General features: G+C 64.5%; 14 protein-coding genes and 2 tRNA genes. 3 read left to right on the forward strand and 13 right to left on the reverse strand.

The features are described 5' to 3' along the window. Positions 1-10: 10 nt before the first annotated feature. From LQ953_RS08105 to lon, 8 genes are all read right to left on the reverse strand, one after another. Positions 11-538: a DsbE family thiol:disulfide interchange protein gene (locus LQ953_RS08105; RefSeq protein WP_231030200.1), complete on the reverse strand. Its 528-nt coding sequence runs from the start codon at positions 536-538 to the stop codon at positions 11-13. Then, the gene (locus LQ953_RS08110) at positions 535-2,487 is read right to left on the reverse strand and encodes a heme lyase CcmF/NrfE family subunit (RefSeq protein WP_231030201.1); all 1,953 of its coding nucleotides are present in this window, start codon (positions 2,485-2,487) and stop codon (positions 535-537) included. The genes LQ953_RS08105 and LQ953_RS08110 overlap by 4 nt, the downstream gene beginning before the upstream one ends. Beyond that, on the reverse strand, positions 2,484-2,918 hold the full coding sequence (gene ccmE, locus LQ953_RS08115; protein WP_231030202.1) for a cytochrome c maturation protein CcmE: 435 nt from the start codon (positions 2,916-2,918) through the stop codon (positions 2,484-2,486). Before ccmE ends, LQ953_RS08110 begins: the two co-directional genes overlap by 4 nt. Next, a complete protein-coding gene (gene ccmD / locus LQ953_RS08120) occupies positions 2,915-3,046 on the reverse strand; it encodes a heme exporter protein CcmD (protein ID WP_231030203.1) in 132 nt (43 codons plus the stop codon). Before ccmD ends, ccmE begins: the two co-directional genes overlap by 4 nt. Then, positions 3,043-3,804 carry a heme ABC transporter permease CcmC gene (ccmC, locus tag LQ953_RS08125; protein WP_231030204.1) on the reverse strand — a complete coding sequence of 254 codons (762 nt, stop codon included), beginning with the start codon at positions 3,802-3,804 and terminating at the stop codon, positions 3,043-3,045. The genes ccmD and ccmC overlap by 4 nt, the downstream gene beginning before the upstream one ends. A 186-nt stretch (positions 3,805-3,990) precedes the next feature. Then, positions 3,991-4,065, reverse strand: a tRNA-Val gene (locus LQ953_RS08130). Positions 4,066-4,144: 79 nt separating this feature from the next. Further along, positions 4,145-4,420, reverse strand: coding sequence for an HU family DNA-binding protein (locus tag LQ953_RS08135; protein ID WP_231030205.1), 276 nt, complete (start codon positions 4,418-4,420; stop codon positions 4,145-4,147). Between the two features lie 139 nt (positions 4,421-4,559). Next, on the reverse strand, positions 4,560-7,016 hold the full coding sequence (gene lon / locus LQ953_RS08140; protein WP_231030206.1) for an endopeptidase La: 2,457 nt from the start codon (positions 7,014-7,016) through the stop codon (positions 4,560-4,562). A gap of 252 nt (positions 7,017-7,268) precedes the next feature. Here lon and LQ953_RS08145 point away from each other — a divergent pair, with 252 nt between their 5' ends. The 3 genes from LQ953_RS08145 to LQ953_RS08155 are packed head-to-tail and all read left to right on the forward strand — an operon-like array spanning position 7,269 to position 11,817. Then, complete coding sequence (locus LQ953_RS08145) at positions 7,269-9,005, forward strand: M1 family metallopeptidase (protein ID WP_231030243.1); 1,737 nt, start codon at positions 7,269-7,271, stop codon at positions 9,003-9,005. A gap of 11 nt (positions 9,006-9,016) precedes the next feature. Then, positions 9,017-10,735 (forward strand): M1 family metallopeptidase, encoded by a 1,719-nt coding sequence (locus LQ953_RS08150; protein ID WP_231030207.1) that lies wholly within the window; start codon positions 9,017-9,019, stop codon positions 10,733-10,735. Continuing rightward, a complete protein-coding gene (locus LQ953_RS08155; RefSeq protein ID WP_231030208.1) occupies positions 10,732-11,817 on the forward strand; it encodes a hypothetical protein in 1,086 nt (361 codons plus the stop codon). Before LQ953_RS08150 ends, LQ953_RS08155 begins: the two co-directional genes overlap by 4 nt. A 56-nt stretch (positions 11,818-11,873) precedes the next feature. Here LQ953_RS08155 and clpX read toward each other — a convergent pair whose 3' ends face one another. The 5 genes from clpX to LQ953_RS08180 form a co-directional block, all read right to left on the reverse strand. Then, positions 11,874-13,139 carry an ATP-dependent Clp protease ATP-binding subunit ClpX gene (gene clpX / locus LQ953_RS08160; protein ID WP_231030209.1) on the reverse strand — a complete coding sequence of 422 codons (1,266 nt, stop codon included), beginning with the start codon at positions 13,137-13,139 and terminating at the stop codon, positions 11,874-11,876. Between the two features lie 149 nt (positions 13,140-13,288). Continuing rightward, a complete protein-coding gene (locus LQ953_RS08165) occupies positions 13,289-13,939 on the reverse strand; it encodes an ATP-dependent Clp protease proteolytic subunit (RefSeq protein ID WP_231030210.1) in 651 nt (216 codons plus the stop codon). Between the two features lie 116 nt (positions 13,940-14,055). Then, positions 14,056-14,994 (reverse strand): glycosyltransferase family 2 protein, encoded by a 939-nt coding sequence (locus LQ953_RS08170; RefSeq protein WP_231030211.1) that lies wholly within the window; start codon positions 14,992-14,994, stop codon positions 14,056-14,058. A 139-nt stretch (positions 14,995-15,133) separates the two neighbouring features. Further along, a complete protein-coding gene (tig, locus tag LQ953_RS08175; protein WP_231030212.1) occupies positions 15,134-16,795 on the reverse strand; it encodes a trigger factor in 1,662 nt (553 codons plus the stop codon). Positions 16,796-16,861: 66 nt separating this feature from the next. After that, positions 16,862-16,946, reverse strand: a tRNA-Leu gene (locus LQ953_RS08180). Between the last annotated feature and the right edge of the window lie 190 nt (positions 16,947-17,136).

Here is a 17,136-nt window from a genome sequence, read left to right on the forward strand (position 1 = left end):
AGCACCCGCCTCACTTCGCCTTCTCCAGCTGCGCCAGAAGCTCGGGGACATTCTCCTCGCGGATGTCGCCGATATGCTGATAGGCGATCTTCCCCTCGGCATCGATCACGAAGGTCTCGGGCACGCCCGAGGATCCGAGTGCCAGCTGGACCGAGCTGGTCTTGTCGTCACCGATCCGGGCATAGGGGTCGCCATTCTGCCGCAGGAAGCCGCGCACGGCCTCGCCTGTGTCGCGGATCGCGATGGCGTCGATCTCAACGCCCGCCTCGCGCAGCTTCATCAGTTGCGGCGCCTCGGCGATGCACGGGATGCACCAGCTGGCGAAGATGTTGAGCAGCCGCGGCTTGCCCTTGGCGAAATCGGCGGCGGCAATGCCCGGTTTTCCGGCCAGCAGCGGCGGCAGGTTGAACTGGGGCAGCGGCTTTCCGACCATTGCCGAACGCACCACCCGGTCACCCGGCTTGAGCAGCCCGCTGGCCACGACCGCGAACACGATCGCGAAGAGCGCCAACGGCGTCCATATCAGCACCCGCCTCACGCGTACGCCTCCGCATCGGCTTGGCGCCGCTCACGACGAATGCGACCGATCAACGCCAACAAACCGCCCAAGGCGATCAACCCGCCGCCCAGCCAGATCAGGGTGACGAACGGCTTCCACCACAGCCGCAACTGCCAGCGGCCCTGATCGTCACCCTGCCCCAAAACGGTATAAAGCTGCCCATCCAGCACGGTGCGGATCGCCGCTTCGTTGGTGTTGGTCGGCGGCGTGCTGAAGAAGCGCTGCTGCGGGAACAGGTTGAACGGCGCACCGTCCCCACGGCGCACGCTCAGCTTGGCCTCGAGTGCCGACCAGTTCGGACCGATCGTCGGCCGCACCTCGGCCAGCGTGACGCGATAGGGCCCCACCGTCACATTGTCGCCGACCTGCACCGCCGCCAGCCGCTCGAGCGTAAAGGCGCTATCCGCCGCCATGCCGGCAAGGCTCACCGCCACGCCGAGATGCGCGACGACCATGCCCCAGACATGCAGCGGCGTACGGCACAGATTGCGGCGCACCAGGGGCAGCACACTCGCCACGGCTAGCCCGGCGGCGAAGGCGATGCCCAGCACCGACAGCAGGTGCGTCGCGCCGGTCAGCACGAACATCAGCGCAAAACTCAGCCCGGCCGCGGCCACCGGCCAGATCAGCTTACCCAGCAGCGCGTTCAGATTGTCCCGCCGCCACCGCAGCAGCGGGCCCGCCGCCGTGGCGAGCATCAGCAGCAGTGCGACCGGCGCGATCGCCTTGTTGAAGAACGGCGCGCCGATCGACAGCTGCACCCCCGCGGCCTGCGCCACCAGCGGATAGAGCGTGCCGATGAACACCACGCCCAAGATCACCGACAGCAGCAGGTTGTTGAGCACCAGCGCGCCTTCGCGGCTGACCAGTTGGAAGGTCGATCCCTGCGCGACGGTGCCGACCCGCGCCCCGAACAGCGCGAGCGCGCCGCCGATATAAATCCCCAGCAGCGCCAGGATGAAGGTCCCGCGGGTCGGGTCCACGGCAAAGGCATGCACGCTTACCAGAATGCCCGAGCGCACCAGGAAGGTGCCGACCATCGACATGGAGAACGCCACCACCGCCAGCATCAGCGTCCAGGCGCGCAGGCCGTCGCGGGTCGCCAGCACCGTCACTGAATGAAGCAGAGCGGTCGCCGCCAGCCACGGCATCAGCGAAGCATTCTCCACCGGGTCCCAGAACCACCAGCCGCCCCAGCCCAGTTCGTAATACGCCCAGTAACTGCCCGCCGTGATGCCGATCGTCAGGAAAATCCACGCCGCCAGCACCCATGGCCGCATCGCCCGCGCGAACGCCGGCCCCACGTCGCGCATCACCAGCGCACCGACCGCAAAGCTGAACGCGACCGACAACCCGACATAGCCGAGATACAAGGTCGGGGGATGGAAGGCGAGGCCGGGGTCCTGCAGCAGCGGGTTCAGCCCCTGCCCTTCGGCCGCCGCCGGGTTCAGCCGCAGGAACGGATTCGAGGCGAATGCGAGGAACGCATAGAAGCCAAGCCCGATCGCCGCCTGCGCCCCCAGCGTCGCCGCAAGCGTGCCGCTTGCCAGCCGCCGCTCGAACAGCGCGACACCCGCGCCGGACGTGGCGAGCACCGTGACCCAGAGCAGCATCGAGCCTTCATGGTTCCCCCACGCGCCCGCGATCTTGTACATCAACGGCTTCAGCGAATGGCTGTTCTGCGCCACCAGCACCACGCTCATGTCCGATTCGACGAACAGGGTGATCAGCAGCAGGAACGAAAGCAGCGCCAGCGCGCCCTGCACCAGCGATACCCGCCGCAGCGCCAGCATCAACTCGGCGCCCGCAACTTCCGCGCGCTCACCCACGGCCGACGACGCCCTGGCCGCGCCCCAGGCAAGCAGCACCTGAACCACCGCGAATGCCGCCGCCAGCCACAGCGCGCCCAGACCCAATTCGGCGATCATTGCTCGATGCTGTCCGACTTGTGCATCTTGCCCGCGACCTGCGGCGGCATGTACCGCTCGTCATGCTTCGCCAGCAGATTGTCGGCAGTGAAGCTGCCGTCGCGGTTGAAGCGCCCTTCGGCCACGACGCCGGATCCTTCGCGGAACAGGTCCGGCGTTACGCCGCGAAACGCCACCGGCACCCGCGCCTTGCCGTCGGTCACCGCAAACCTTACCGACACGCCGTCGGGCTGCCGCTTGAGCGATCCCGTCTCGACCATGCCACCAAGCCGCACCCCACGATCCAGCGGCGGCGGATTGGCTGCAACATCCCCGGGCGCATAAAAGAACGCCGCCTCATCCTTGAGTGCCGACAACGCCAGCAACGCCGCGCCCGCGATCGCGCCAAGCGCAAGCAGCCCGAGCACGAGCCGTTGATGCTTCGCCTTCATGCGCCGCGCGCCAGCGCTTCGACAGCCGCTTCCGCGCGGCGCATCGCGAACCAGCTGGCAAGCGCCAACCCGCCTGTGCCGATCGCCACCACGGCGTAGGCGGCAATCACGAAAGCCCAATGGTTCATCGTGCCGCCATCCGCTTCAACCGCGCTTCGAGTTTTTGCGCCGCGAGTGCCGCGCGCATCCGCATCAGCACCACGCCGGCAAACAGAAAGGTGAAGCCGCTCATCGTGAAGAACAGCGGCCACAGCATCGAGTTGTCGATGGTCGATCCGGTCAGCCCGATGCTCTGCCCCTGGTGCAGCGTGTTCCACCACACCACCGAATAGCGGATGATCGGTAGCAGCACCGATCCCGCGACGCCGAACAAGGCGGGCACTCGCCCGTCGCCGCCGCGCTCCGCATCGGCACGGGCCAGCGCGATATAGGCGATATAGATGAAGAACAGCAGCAGCATGCTGGTCAGCCGCCCGTCCCACTCCCACCAGGTGCCCCAGGTCGGGCGGCCCCAAATCGAGCCCGTAATCAGGCAGATCGCCGCGAATACCGCCCCCACCGGGGCCATTGCCCGCGCCGCCAGGCTAGCGAGTGGATGCCGCCAGATCAGATAGGACAGGCTGGCCAGTGCCAGGCCGGTCCAGCCACCCATGCCCAGCCAAGCGGCGGGCACATGGATATACAGGATTCGCACCGTCTCTTTCTGGAGATAGTCGGCGGGCGTCTGGGTGAGACCAGCCCAGGCGCCGAACAGCGTCAACGCCAAGCCCAGCCAGAACAGGATGGGCGTCAGCCGACGAGCGATCTTCAGGAATCGCGCGGGATTGGCGAGTGCATGGAGTACGGGCACGTGCGTGCGATAGCCGGGTTCCCGCGGCGAATCCATCGCCTACGACAGCCTTGCTCGATCCGTTGCCGCTGACGTGAGTGTGGTTCGACCATCGGCAAGGTTGGGCTTATTCGCCGCGTCCACACGCACGGCTCGCCGGGAATCCCGGCTCCGAAATGATCCGCGTGCAACCGGCCAGATCGCCAAAAGCCCACCGATCCTGGGACCAGCGGGCTTCGTATATGGTGGGCGCGGCAAGGATTGAACTTGCGACCCCACCCGTGTGAAGGGTGTGCTCTACCACTGAGCTACGCGCCCGCTGCCCAATCGGGCGAAACGGAAGCGGGCCTTTAGGACCTGACAGTCACGCTGTCCAGCCCCGACCCGCATTGTTTCGTCAGATGTTGACCGAGTCCTTCAGGCCCTTGCCGGCCTTGAACTTGGGCTGGTTCGACGCCTTGATCGTCATTTCCTCGCCGGTGCGCGGGTTGCGGCCCGTGGACGCCTTGCGCTTGCTTACCGAAAAGGTGCCGAACCCGACCAGGCGAACTTCGTCCCCCTTCTTCAGGGCGGCGGAAATCGATTCGAACACTGCTTCGACGGCCTTGTTGGCTTCGCCTTTACCCAGGCCGGAGATGTCGGCGACCTGAGCGATCAGCTCCTGCTTGTTCATATTGCTGGGATCCCCTGAGAAATGCGTCATACGACGTATGAAATTGAATCGCGGCGGCAAGCCGGTGCCTCAGTCAGCACGCGACCGCCGCCGCTGTCAAAAGCTTTCCGCCGCAGGTGCGGCGAAAAGTTACGCTGCCTCAATGATGAACGGCGTCTCCGACCGGAGCAACCCCGACGGGGGGCTGCGCCGCCAGTTCGTCGGCGTCCGTCCAGTCGATCGCCGTAAGCGGTGCGGTGAGCGCAAGCCGCAGCACCTCGTCCACATGCGTCACGGGGATGATCTCCAGCCCCTCGCGGATCTTGCTCGGAATCTCGGCCAGATCCTTCTCGTTCTCGCTCGGGATCAGCACCGTCTTGATCCCGCCGCGCAGCGCGGCGAGCAGCTTTTCCTTCAACCCACCGATCGGCAGCACCCGGCCGCGCAGCGTGACTTCGCCGGTCATGGCGATGTCCTTGCGAACCGGAACACCGGTGAGCGTCGAAACGATCGAAGTGACCAGGCCGATACCTGCCGACGGACCGTCCTTGGGCACGGCGCCTTCGGGCAAGTGGATGTGCACGTCCTTGCGCCCGAACAGGCTCGGCTTGATGCCATAGCTTGGGCTGCGCGCCTTGACGAAGCTGAACGCCGCTTCGACCGACTCCTTCATCACGTCGCCCAGCTTACCCGTCGTCTTGATGCCGCCCTTACCCGGCACGGTGACGCTTTCGATCGTCAGCAGCTCGCCGCCGACCTCGGTCCAGGCGAGTCCGGTTACCGCGCCGATCTGGTGCTCTTCCTCGCCCACGCCGAAGCGATACTTCCGCACCCCGGCATATTCGTGGAGGTTCTCGGGCGTGACGGTGACGCTGGTCTCCTTGCCCTCCAGGATCTTCCGGAGCGCCTTGCGATTCAGCTTCGCGATCTCACGCTCCAGCGTGCGGACGCCGGCTTCGCGCGTGTAGTAGCGGATCAGGTCGCGCAGGCCCTCATGGGTCAGCGTGAACTCGCCCGGCTTAAGCCCGTGCGCGTCGATCTGCTTGGCGACCAGGTGCCGCTCGGCGATCTCGACCTTCTCGTCCTCGGTATAGCCCTCCAGACGGATGATCTCCATGCGGTCCAGCAGCGGCTGCGGCAGGTCGAGCGAGTTGGCCGTGCACACGAACATCACATCCGAAAGATCGATGTCGATCTCCAGATAATGGTCGTTGAACTTGTTGTTCTGCTCCGGATCCAGCACCTCGAGCAGCGCCGAGGCGGGATCGCCGCGGAAGTCCTGGCCCAGCTTGTCGATCTCGTCGAGCAGGAACAGCGGATTCGACGAACCGGCCTTGCGCAGGTTCGTCACGATCTTGCCCGGCAGCGAGCCGATATAGGTCCGGCGATGGCCGCGGATCTCAGCCTCGTCGCGCACGCCGCCCAGCGACTGGCGGATGAACTCGCGCCCGGTAGCCTTGGCGATCGACTTGCCAAGCGACGTCTTGCCGACGCCGGGAGGGCCGACCAGGCACAGGATCGGCCCCTTAAGCTTGTTGGTGCGCGCCTGGACCGCGAGATACTCGACGATCCGGTCCTTCACCTTTTCCAGCGCATAATGGTCCTGGTCCAGGACCCCCTGCGCCTCGCCGATGTCCTTTTTCAGCTTCGACTTCTTGCCCCAGGGCAGGCCCAGCAGCACGTCGAGATAGTTGCGGACAACGGTGGCCTCGGCCGACATCGGCGCCATCGTCTTGAGCTTCTTCAGCTCCGACGTCGCCTTGGTGCGCGCTTCCTTGGACAGCTTCAGCGTGGCGATCTTCTGGGTCAACTCGGCGACTTCGTCACCCTCGCCTTCCTCGCCCTCATTGCCGAGCTCGCGCTGGATCGCCTTCAGCTGCTCGTTCAGATAATATTCGCGCTGAGTCTTCTCCATCTGCCGCTTCACGCGGCTACGGATCTTCTTCTCGACCTGCAGCACGCCCAGCTCGCCTTCCATGAAGGCGAAGACCATCTCCAGCCGCTTGGCCGGATCGCGCTCGACCAGCAGCGACTGCTTCTCGGCGACCTTGACCGCGATGTTCGCGGCAACGGCGTCGGCAAGGCGCGACGCCTCCTCGATCTCGCCCAGCTGCACCGCGGTCTCGGCCGGCAGCTTGCGGTTGAGCTTGGCATAATTCTCGAACTGCTCGACCACCGAACGCATCAGCGCCTTCAGGTCGGGGCTGAGCCGCTCCGGCGTCACCCCTTCGACCTTCTCGCTCAGTTCGTCGCTGGCGGTCTCCAGCGCCGCGTCGGTTTCCTCAACCGCGCTCACCGTCGCGGTCAGGAACGGACCGGACTCGTCCATCATCTCGAGCTTGCCGCGTTCCTTACCCGCCACCAGCACCCGCACGGTGCCGTCCGGCAGCTTCAGCAGCTGCAGCACTTCGGCGGAAACGCCGGTATCGTACAGGTCATCGCGGGTCGGATCGTCCTGCGCAGGATCAAGCTGCGCCACGAGGAAAATTTCCTTGTCGTCTGCCATCGCTGCTTCAAGCGCCGCCACCGACTTGTCCCGGCCGACGAACAGCGGCACGATCATGTGCGGAAAGACGACGATGTCGCGAAGCGGCAGGACGGGGTAAGACTGCTTCATGAAAACTCCTGGGCCCGAACGGCCCTCATTCTTCTCTATATATGGGGCCGCGGCCAGCGGCATCAATTCCCTGGATTGATTGGCTGTGGATGCCCGCCGCTTACCCGTATGCTGGTCCAACGGCTTCTACACCGCCGAAGGGTGGGGCTCGAGCCTCCGGATAGCAGCCGGGCCCGTGCCCGGCAGCCGAATGCCTTTGCGAAGCGCGGCAAATTGCACGATGCTCAACAGCCTGACCAGACTGTCAGCCCGATGGAGGTTCTGATCACTACGCGCATTCTGCTTGCCGCCTCGCTCCTTACCTTCGCTGCTCCAGCCGCAGCCCAGCAGGGAGCCGCCGGTGAACCCCAGCTTACGTCGCAAACCACCCGCTCCGGGGGACCACTGGACCCTGCACAGCGAAAGCTGACTTTCCACAGCGCAGACCTTCAAATCGAGGTGTTACCGCAAACCCGAACCATACAGGGGATTGCAACGCTCCACTTCACGACCACCGAAGCGACATCGGCGCTGGTGGTCGACCTGGACCGCAACCTGCCCGTTTCAGCAGTCTCAATCGACGGCAAGGTTCTGAAGTCGGGCAGTTGGAGCAACCCGGAAGGACGATTGTCCATCGCGCTTGGAAGAACGGTGGCAAAGGGAAGGAAGCTGACTGCGAAAATCAGCTACGGGGGAATGCCGCATGTTGCGGTTCGCGCACCATGGGACGGCGGCTTTGTCTGGTCGACGACCGCAGACGGTCAACCATTTATCGCGACGGCGGTGCAGATGGAAGGCTGCGACCTTTTCTGGCCGTGCATCGATTTCCCGACTTATGAACCGAAGTTTGTCGACCTGCACATCACAGTTCCGCGCGGCTTGAAGGCACCGTCAAACGGGGCTTTCCGTGGTGTCCGGACCCTGAAAGATGGACGCACCACTTGGAACTGGCATGCCAAGCAGCCGACGCTTTACGGCATTGCGCTGAATGTCGGACCGTATGAAGAACTGTCGGCGACCTACAGGAGCCGCTTCGGCAACGATATCCCGCTGCATTATTGGTATCTGCCCGGCCCTGGCATGGAGGCCAAAGCCCGCAAGCTGTTCGCAGAGTTCGCACCGACCCTGGACTTCTTCGAAAGCATGATCGGCCCCTATCCGTTCGGTGACGAAAAGCTCGGCGTCGTTGAAACACCGCACAAGGGCATGGAGCACCAGACGATCAATGCGTACGGCAATCATTATGCCAAAACAGTGTGGGGCTTTGACGACTTGTTCCAGCACGAATTCGCCCATGAATGGTTCGCCAACCAATTGACCGTTGGAAACTGGGACGACTTCTGGCTGCACGAGGGCACCGGCAGCTACATGCAACCGCTTTATGGTCAATGGCGTCGCGGCGATGCCACCTACATTGCCATGCTGCTGCAATCGCGAGCCGGAATTCGGAGCCAATCAGCAATCGTAGCAGGCAAGCCGCAGTCCGCAGAAGACGTCTATGAGGCCAAAGGAGGGCGAGGCGGCGACATATACACGAAAGGTAGCTGGACGCTGCACACCTTGCGCGGGCTGATCGGTGACAAGGCTTTCTTCGATGTTCTGCGCCTCGCGGTTTACGGCCGTACGGACCCGCGGCCGGGCAACTTCAAGCCACTCTTCCGTACCACCCCCGAATTCATCAGCTTTGTGAAGCAAGTGACCGGAACCGACTACCAGTGGTTCTTCGATGTGTACCTCTATGAAGCGGCACTCCCGGCTCTCGTTCGGAAGCACGAAGGTGGGATGCTGTCCCTCGAGTGGAAAACACCTCGGAACAAGCCATTTCCCATGCCGGTCGACGTGTTGATCGACGGTAAGCGTACGCGGCTGGCGATGACTGGCGGAAGAGGCTCTGTGGCTGCGCCGGCCAACGCCCATGTCGTTGTCGACCCACAATCGAAAATCCTGATGCAGTCCAACGACATCGACGCTTTCCAGGCCTACCGCGCAGAACAGTCTGGCCGACAATGAGAGAACGCAAGATGCGTGTTGCCTGCACATTGGCGCTGCTCGCCGCGACATGCCTAACCACTCCGGCAATCGGGCAAGTGAGGCCCGGCGAGCCGCCGATCACTGCGACCACCCGGGCCTCGGGCGGCCCGATCGACGCAGAACGCGGCGCACTGCACCTCGAGCATGCCGATCTGGCGATCGAAGTGCGTCCCGATACCCAGACGCTTCGGGGCGTCGGCACTCTCACTCTGCGCACCTCGGCGCCGCAGTCTCGCCTGCTGATCGACCTGGATAAGAACCTGCCGGTCAGTGCGGTCAGCATCGACGGAAAGCCGCTTCAGCCAGGGGCCTGGTCCAATCCAGAGGGGCGCTTGAAGATCACCCTGCCGCGACGGCTTGCCGCGGGCGCCAAAACAGTGGTCCGCATCGTCTATGGCGGCACGCCCCATGTCGCGGTGCGGGCGCCCTGGGACGACGGCATCGTCTGGGGCCGCACACCCGCCGACAAGAAGCCCTGGGTCGCCACGACGGCGGAGGGCTATGGCTGCGACCTTTTCTGGCCGTGCCTCGACTTCCCGCGGGGCGAGCCCGACACCGTCGACCTGCACATCACGGTCCCCGCCGGCATGTCGGCCCCGTCCAACGGCCTTCTACAGCGGGTCGAAAAGCTGCCAGACGGCCGCACCACCTGGCATTGGAAGGCCCGCACCCCCAACCCCTATTCGGTCGCGCTCAACATCGCACCGTATAAGGAAGTCAGCGGCACCTATCAGACCCGCTTCGGCGGCAAGATCCCCATGAGCTACTGGTACCTGCCCGGCCGCGAGACCAAGGCGCAGGGGCTATTCGCCGAGTTCGCGCCGACGCTCGACTTTTTCGAGCAGATCCTCGGCCCTTATCCCTGGTTCGACGAAAAGGTCGGCGTGGTCGAGACGCCCCATCTCGGCATGGAGCACCAGACCATCAACGCCTATGGCAACAACTACAAGAAGACGCCGTCGGGCTTTGACGAGATCTTCCAGCACGAACTCGCGCACGAATGGTTCGGCAACCAGATGTCGGCGGCGAACTGGGACGATTACTGGCTGCACGAGGGCTATGCCCAGTATTTCCAGCCGCTCTACGGCCAATGGCGGGAGGGTGACGCACGCTACGCCGCGATGATGGACGAATTCCGCAATCAGATCCGGAACCTCGCCCCGATCGTCTCCGGCCGTATCCTGACCGAGGAGGAAGTCTACGAAACCGATAAGGGCGGCCCGGGCGGCGACATCTACGTCAAAGGCGCATGGGTGCTCCACACCCTGCGCAACCTGATTGGCGACAAGGACTTCTGGGACGTCACGCGCCGCCTGGTCTATGGCCGCCCCGACCCCAAGCCCGGCAACTTCCAGCCGCGCTTCGCCAGCACGCCCGAATATATCGCCATCGTCAATCAGGTGACGGGCAAGGACCTGACCTGGTTCTTCGACGTCTATCTGCGCCAGGCAGCCCTACCCGATCTCCTCCAGACCCGCGCCGGCGACCAGCTTACGCTGCGCTGGCAGGTTCCGGGCAACGGCCCCTTCCCGCTCCCGGTCGAGGTGCAGGTTGACGGTAAGCTACAGACGCTCGCCATGACCGCCAGCACCGCGACCATCACCGTTCCCGCCACCGCGCATGTGGTGATCGACCCCGCCGCCCGCATCCTCAGGCGCTCCGCCGCGGTCGAAGCGCTTCAAGCCTACGCACAGCGAGCGGGCCAGTGAGGTGCGCCTTCGCTCCCGCGCTGCTCGTCGCGGCGTTGGCGTCCGGCGCTTCCCACGCCCAGACGCTCTACGAGGGCACCGCCGGCCCATCACCGATCGTCCTTGAGCTGGACGCCAGGTCCGAAGAGCCGACCGGTCGCTATTTCTACCGGCGCACCCGCTTCGACAGCGATCTGAGCGGGGAGCGGCAGGGCGAGACCTTCACCCTCCAATCGCGCCTCACGCAAGACAAGCTCGTCCTGAAACGCCAGGGCCAACAACTCACCGGCACGCTGACCACCAGCAAGGGCCGCGCACTGCCCGTCGCGCTCCGGCGCGCCACGCCGCCTCCGGCGTCGAACGGCGCGCCTGGAGACCTGGACGGCTATGCCCGCATGCAACTGGTTGGCCTCACCCTACTACCGGGCGCGACGGAGCGGATCGGCACCCGCACGGTCCGCTGGTTCCGCGAGCCCATGTCGGGCACGCGGCTGTTCCGGATCGAGGGTGGCTATGCTCCTGCCGCACTACGAAAGATCAATACCGCGCTCGCCGAGACGCAGTGGCGGCACGTCCAGAACTGGTTCGATTGCCCCGCTTATGGCGGTGGCGCGGGGGTCGAGGTCGACGACGCAGGCAAACCCTATCTCGCCGATCGCTTCGTCAGCTATGCATGGCAATCGGCCTGGAGCTGCTCGGGAGCCGCCCACCCCGACTTCGGCACCACCGGCATCACCTATGACGCGCGCACCGGCGATCCGCTCAAGCTCGAAGACCTGCTACGCTTCGGCGACAGCCCGCCGCCCGCGGAGGATTCGAACGCCTGGTACAGCTATCGCGGCGACCACTTCGCACCCGGCCTCGTCGCGCTGCTGACGCGCTATCATCCCGAAGAGATGGCCGACCCTGGCAAGGATACCGAAGAGGACGCGTGCAACTATGCCGATCCCGATGTCTGGGATTTCCCCGCCTGGTATCTGAGCGCCAAGGGGCTTTTCGTGAGTGCCTATTTCACCCGCGTAAACCGGGCCTGCGACGCGCCCGACTGGGCGGTGATCCCCTGGGAAGCTCTCAACGGCCCGGCGCTGCGTCAACCGCAATAGCAAAGGGGCGCAGCCCTCGCGGACCGCGCCCCTTCTGTCTTCCTCGACAACGCCGCTTACGCGGCGCTGCCGGCCTTTTCCTTCTTGGCATAGATGCGCACCGGCTCCTTGGTGCCGCCGACCACGTCCTTGTCCACCATCACCTCGTCGACGCCGTCCATGCTGGGCAGGTCGAACATCGTGTCGAGCAGGATGCCTTCCAGGATCGAGCGGAGCCCGCGCGCGCCGGTCTTGCGCTCGATCGCCCGCTTCGAGATCGCGACCAGCGCGTCCTCGTTGAAGCCGAGCTTCACGTCCTCCATGTCGAACAGCTTCTGATACTGCTTGACCAGCGCGTTCTTCGGCTCGGTCAGGATCTTCATCAGCGCGTCGACGTCTAGGTCTTCCAGCGTCGCGATCACCGGCAGGCGGCCGACGAACTCGGGGATCAGGCCGAACTTCAGCAGATCCTCGGGCTCGACATTCTTCAGCGTCTCGCCGGTCTTGCGCTCGTCGGGGCCAGCGACATGCGCGCCGAAACCGATCGACTTGCCCTGCAGGCGGTCGCCGATGATCTTTTCCAGACCCGCGAACGCACCACCGCAGATGAACAGGATGTTGGTCGTGTCCACCTGCAGGAATTCCTGCTGCGGATGCTTGCGGCCGCCCTGCGGAGGTACCGACGCCGTCGTGCCTTCCATCAGCTTGAGCAGCGCCTGCTGCACGCCTTCGCCAGACACGTCGCGGGTGATCGACGGGTTCTCGGCCTTCCGGCTGATCTTGTCGATTTCGTCGATGTACACGATCCCGCGCTGCGCCCGCTCGACATTATAGTCGGAAGCCTGGAGCAGCTTGAGGATGATGTTCTCCACGTCCTCGCCAACATAGCCGGCTTCGGTAAGCGTGGTGGCGTCGGCCATGGTGAACGGCACGTCCAGGATGCGCGCCAGCGTCTGCGCCAGCAACGTCTTGCCGCAGCCGGTCGGCCCGACGAGCAGGATGTTGGACTTCGACAGTTCGACGTCCGCACCCTTCTGGCCGTGGTTCAGGCGCTTATAGTGGTTGTGCACCGCCACGGAGAGCACGCGCTTGGCGCGCTTCTGGCCGATGACATAATCGTCGAGAACATCGCAGATCTCCTGCGGGGTCGGCACGCCGCCATCCTTCTTCGACACCAGCGCGGACTTGGTTTCCTCGCGGATGATGTCGTTGCACAGCTCGACGCACTCGTCGCAGATGAACACGGTCGGACCGGCGATGAGCTTACGGACCTCGTGCTGCGACTTGCCGCAGAACGAGCAGTAAAGCGTGCTCTTGGAGTCTCCGCCGCTGAGCTTGGTCATTCAATCCATCCTTCACGCGCCGGACGTAGTAACAGGGCCCCGCATCCTACATGCGGAACATCCTCCGGCAATCCATAATCGGCCCGCAGCCTTGCGGTTCCGTGCCGCCCGCGCGTTTGATCACGCGGGCGGCAAAATCCTGAAAATCCTTACGCAGTCGTTTCGTCGGCCACGCCCGGACGCTTCTCATAGACTTCGTCGACCAGACCAAACGCCTTGGCTTCATCGGCCTCCAGGAAGGTGTCGCGGTCCATGGCGCGCTCAATCTCTTCCAGAGGCTTGCCGGTATACTTGGCATACAGGTCATTCATGCGCCGGCGAATTCGGAGGATCTCCTTAGCCTGGATCTCGATGTCCGACGCCATGCCCTGCGCGCCGCCGGACGGCTGGTGCACCATGATGCGGGCATTGGTCAGCGCCACGCGCAGACCCGGCTCACCGGCTGCGAGCAGGAACGACCCCATCGACGCCGCCTGGCCGATGCACACCGTGCCGACACGCGGACGGATATACTGCATCGTGTCGTGGATTGCCATGCCGGCAGTCACCACGCCACCCGGCGAGTTGATGTACATCCAGATGTCCTTCTTCGGGTTCTCGGACTCGAGGAAGAGCAGCTGGGCAGTGATCAGCGAGGCCATCTGGTCCTCGACGCCGCCGGTCACGAACACGATACGCTCACGCAGCAGGCGCGAGAAGATGTCGAAGCTGCGCTCGCCGCGGCTCGACTGTTCGATGACAATGGGAACAAGGCCGCCGGTGACGGGGTCGATGGTCATCTGACCAGAAAGCGGATGCATGTAGGGAGGTCTCGTTTTGTCGTTTTGCCCGGAGCCATACATCGGCGCTCCGGCAAAGCCGCGCAAGGGGGCTAGTCGGCAAAACACCGCCCGCGCCCTGCCGCCTCGTTCTCCGCTTAGTGAATCGGTAGAAACGGCCCCGGCTGGGCAAGATAGGCCAGCCGCCGCATCTCGCGCCGTCCACGTACGACCGTATCCAGGATCAGCCCGGAAAACAGGTTGAGGAACGCCAGGATCATCAGCCCGGTAGCCAGGATCGCGGTCGGAAACCGCGGCACCAGCCCGGTCTGGACATAGGTCACCCCCAACGGGATGGCGAGCACCACCGCCAGCGACGCAAAGAGCGCGGCGATCAAGCCGAAGAACAGCATCGGCCGTTCATAGCGGTACAGCGTCACAATGGTGCGCAGGATGCGCAGCCCATCGCGATAGGTGCTGAGCTTGGACGCCGATCCCTCCGGCCGCGCGAAATAGCGGGTCTCGACCTCGCCCACTGGCATCTTCAGCTCGAGGGCATGGACGCTGATCTCCGTCTCGATCTCGAACCCCGAGGAGAGCACGGGAAAGCTTTTCACGAAGCGGCGCGAAAAGACGCGGTACCCGGAGAAGATGTCGGTGAAGCTGCGCCCGAACAGCCCAGCCAGGAACCCGGTCATCGCCCGGTTACCGAGCACATGGCCGCGGCGATAAGCCTCCGCCGCTTCATGCACGCGGGTGCCAACGATCATGTCGAGGCCCTCTCGCACCAGCCGGTCGACCATCGCCGGCGCGACGCTCGCGTCATAGGTCAGGTCACCATCGGCCATGACATAAATGTCGGCGTCCACATCGGCGAACATGCGCCGCACGACATTGCCCTTGCCCTGCGTCCGCTCACTGCGGACAACCGCGCCTGCCGCACGCGCGACTTCGATCGTCCGGTCGCGGCTGTTGTTGTCATACACATAGATGCCCGCCCCCGGCAGCGCCGCGCGAAATGCCGCCACGGTCTGCCCGATCGCCGCTTCCTCATTGTAGCAGGGCAGCAACACCGCGACGCGGAGCATGTCGACCATCAAAACTCCCCCGAACGGCGCGTCGTGATGCCGTTCTTCATCAGCTCCGGGCAAAAGAAAAGCCCACTCTCCTCACCAAAGAGCGGGCTTTCCTCACGATATCAGCACTCCGGCTTCAAGCCGGAATGGCAATGCTGTCTCAGCCCTCAGCCTTCTTCTTGGCCGGTGCCTTCTTTGGCTTAACCGCGGCTTCCTCGCCCTCGGCGGCTTCGGCCTTCTTAGCGGGCGCCTTCTTGGTCGCAGCCTTCTTCACCGGCTCGGCTTCGACCAGCTCGTCGCCAGGCGCAGCGGCCTCGACATCGGCGGCTTCGGTCTTCTTGGCCTTGCTCTTCTTGGCGGGAGCCTCGGCAGCGGCCTCGTCGGTCGCGGGAGCGTCCTCGCTCGCCTCGGCCTTCTTCGCCTTCTTCTTGGCGGGCTTGTGGTCATGATCATGGTCGTGATCATGCACATGAGTGCCCGACGCGAAGCCGTCTTCGCTCTCGATCGCGGCTTCCAACTCTTCGCGGGTCACTTCGCGGTCGGTGATCTCGGCCTTGTCGAACAGGAAGTCGACGACCTTGTCCTCGAACAGCGGCGCGCGCAGCTGGGCAGCGGCCATCGGCTCCTGCTGGACATACTGCATGAAGCGCTGGCGATCCTGCGGGCTGTACTGCTGGGCAGCCTGCTGGATCAGCCGGCCCATTTCCTGCTGGCTCACTTCGACGCCGTTGGCGGTGCCGATCTCAGAGAGCAGCAGGCCCAGGCGCACGCGGCGCTCGGCGATCTTGCGATAATCCTCGCGCTCGTTCTCCAGCTCGGCCTTGGCCGCTGCCGGATCGGCTTCATGCTCGGTCTCGTGCTGCAGCTGGTGCCAGATCTGGTCGAACTCGGCTTCCACCATCGACGGTGGCACCGGGAAATCGTGGCCAGCAGCCAGCTGGTCGAGCAGCTTGCGCTTCATGTAGGTGCGGGTCAGGCCATTGAGCTGCTGCTCGATCTGCCCCTTCAGCAGGCCGGTCAGCTGCTCCAGATCCTGCAGGCCCAGCTGCTTGGCGAAAGCGTCGTCGATGACGGTCTCGCCGGCGGTCTGCACCTTGGTGATCTTCAGCTCGAAGGTGGCGGGCTTGCCGGCCAGATCCTTGGAACCGTAATCCTCCGGGAAGGTGACTTCGATCGTCTTCTCGTCACCGACCTTCACGCCAACCAGCTGGTCTTCGAAGCCCGGGATCAGACGGCCGGAGCCGATTTCGACGGCCATGTCGGTGCCGGTGCCGCCCTCGAAGGCGACGCCGTCGGCAGTCTTACCGACGAAGTCCATCGTGACCTGATCGCCTTCAGCGGCCGCGTGGCCTTCCTCGGCATCGTTCCAGCCCTTCTGGTTGCTGGCCAACTGCTCGAGCTGCTCGTTCACCTGCTCGTCGGCGACCGGCACGGTCAGCCGCTCCAGCTTCAGCCCTTCGATCGACGGCGTGGGCACGTCGGGAAGCACTTCCAGCTCGACCTTGATCTCGGCGTCCTTGCCCGGGCCATAGTCCCCTTCCAGGCTCACCGAAGGCTGCATCGCCGGGCGGATCTTGTTGTCCGAGATCAGCTTCTGGATGCCTTCCTGAATCGCGTTGTTGAGCGCGTCCTGGGCCATCGCCTCGCCGTGCATCTTGCGCACCAGGTTCACAGGCACCTTGCCGGGGCGGAAACCAGGCATGCGCACCTGCGGGGCGACGCGCTTCACTTCGGCATCGACCTTCGATTCGATATCCGCGGCAGTGATGGTCAGCGTGTAGGCGCGCTTCAGGCCCTCGTTCAACGTCTCGACAGTCTGCATTTCTCTCGGGCTTCCAAACAGTGAAAAGATTGGGCAGCGTCAGCGCTGAAGGTGAGCGGCGGTGCCTGGTGCGGGCGAAGGGACTCGAACCCCCACACCTTTCGATACCAGAACCTAAATCTGGCGCGTCTACCAGTTCCGCCACGCCCGCAGGGGCACCGCCGGTCGGTGGGCTCTATAGCAGGCATGGGGTTCGGGGCAAGCCGCGAAGCAACTTGGCACGCCACGCAGCGTTGGAAGTGCAAAAGGAGAGCTTCCATGCCCGTAGAACCCCCCATTCCACAGCCGAGCACGCCTCCGGCGGAAACACCGGGCGAGCCCGCCCCCGGGCAACCCACACC

Origin of the sequence: Sphingomonas sp. IC-56 (assembly GCF_021043375.1) — a bacterium.
In the GTDB taxonomy this organism is placed as follows: Bacteria; Pseudomonadota; Alphaproteobacteria; order Sphingomonadales; family Sphingomonadaceae; genus Sphingomonas.

What these genes read in the sequence shown, in the direction of transcription:
- LQ953_RS08110 (WP_231030201.1), bottom strand. Translation starts at nt 2,487, where the DNA reads ATGATCGCCGAATTGGGTCTGGGCGCGCTGTGGCTGGCGGCGGCATTC.
- ccmE (WP_231030202.1), bottom strand. Translation starts at nt 2,918, where the DNA reads ATGAAGGCGAAGCATCAACGGCTCGTGCTCGGGCTGCTTGCGCTTGGC.
- ccmD (WP_231030203.1), bottom strand. Translation starts at nt 3,046, where the DNA reads ATGAACCATTGGGCTTTCGTGATTGCCGCCTACGCCGTGGTGGCGATC.
- ccmC (WP_231030204.1), bottom strand. Translation starts at nt 3,804, where the DNA reads ATGGATTCGCCGCGGGAACCCGGCTATCGCACGCACGTGCCCGTACTC.
- LQ953_RS08135 (WP_231030205.1), bottom strand. Translation starts at nt 4,420, where the DNA reads ATGAACAAGCAGGAGCTGATCGCTCAGGTCGCCGACATCTCCGGCCTG.
- lon (WP_231030206.1), bottom strand. Translation starts at nt 7,016, where the DNA reads ATGAAGCAGTCTTACCCCGTCCTGCCGCTTCGCGACATCGTCGTCTTT.
- LQ953_RS08145 (WP_231030243.1), top strand. Translation starts at nt 7,269, where the DNA reads ATGGAGGTTCTGATCACTACGCGCATTCTGCTTGCCGCCTCGCTCCTT.
- LQ953_RS08150 (WP_231030207.1), top strand. Translation starts at nt 9,017, where the DNA reads ATGCGTGTTGCCTGCACATTGGCGCTGCTCGCCGCGACATGCCTAACC.
- clpX (WP_231030209.1), bottom strand. Translation starts at nt 13,139, where the DNA reads ATGACCAAGCTCAGCGGCGGAGACTCCAAGAGCACGCTTTACTGCTCG.
- LQ953_RS08165 (WP_231030210.1), bottom strand. Translation starts at nt 13,939, where the DNA reads ATGCATCCGCTTTCTGGTCAGATGACCATCGACCCCGTCACCGGCGGC.
- LQ953_RS08170 (WP_231030211.1), bottom strand. Translation starts at nt 14,994, where the DNA reads ATGGTCGACATGCTCCGCGTCGCGGTGTTGCTGCCCTGCTACAATGAG.
- tig (WP_231030212.1), bottom strand. Translation starts at nt 16,795, where the DNA reads ATGCAGACTGTCGAGACGTTGAACGAGGGCCTGAAGCGCGCCTACACG.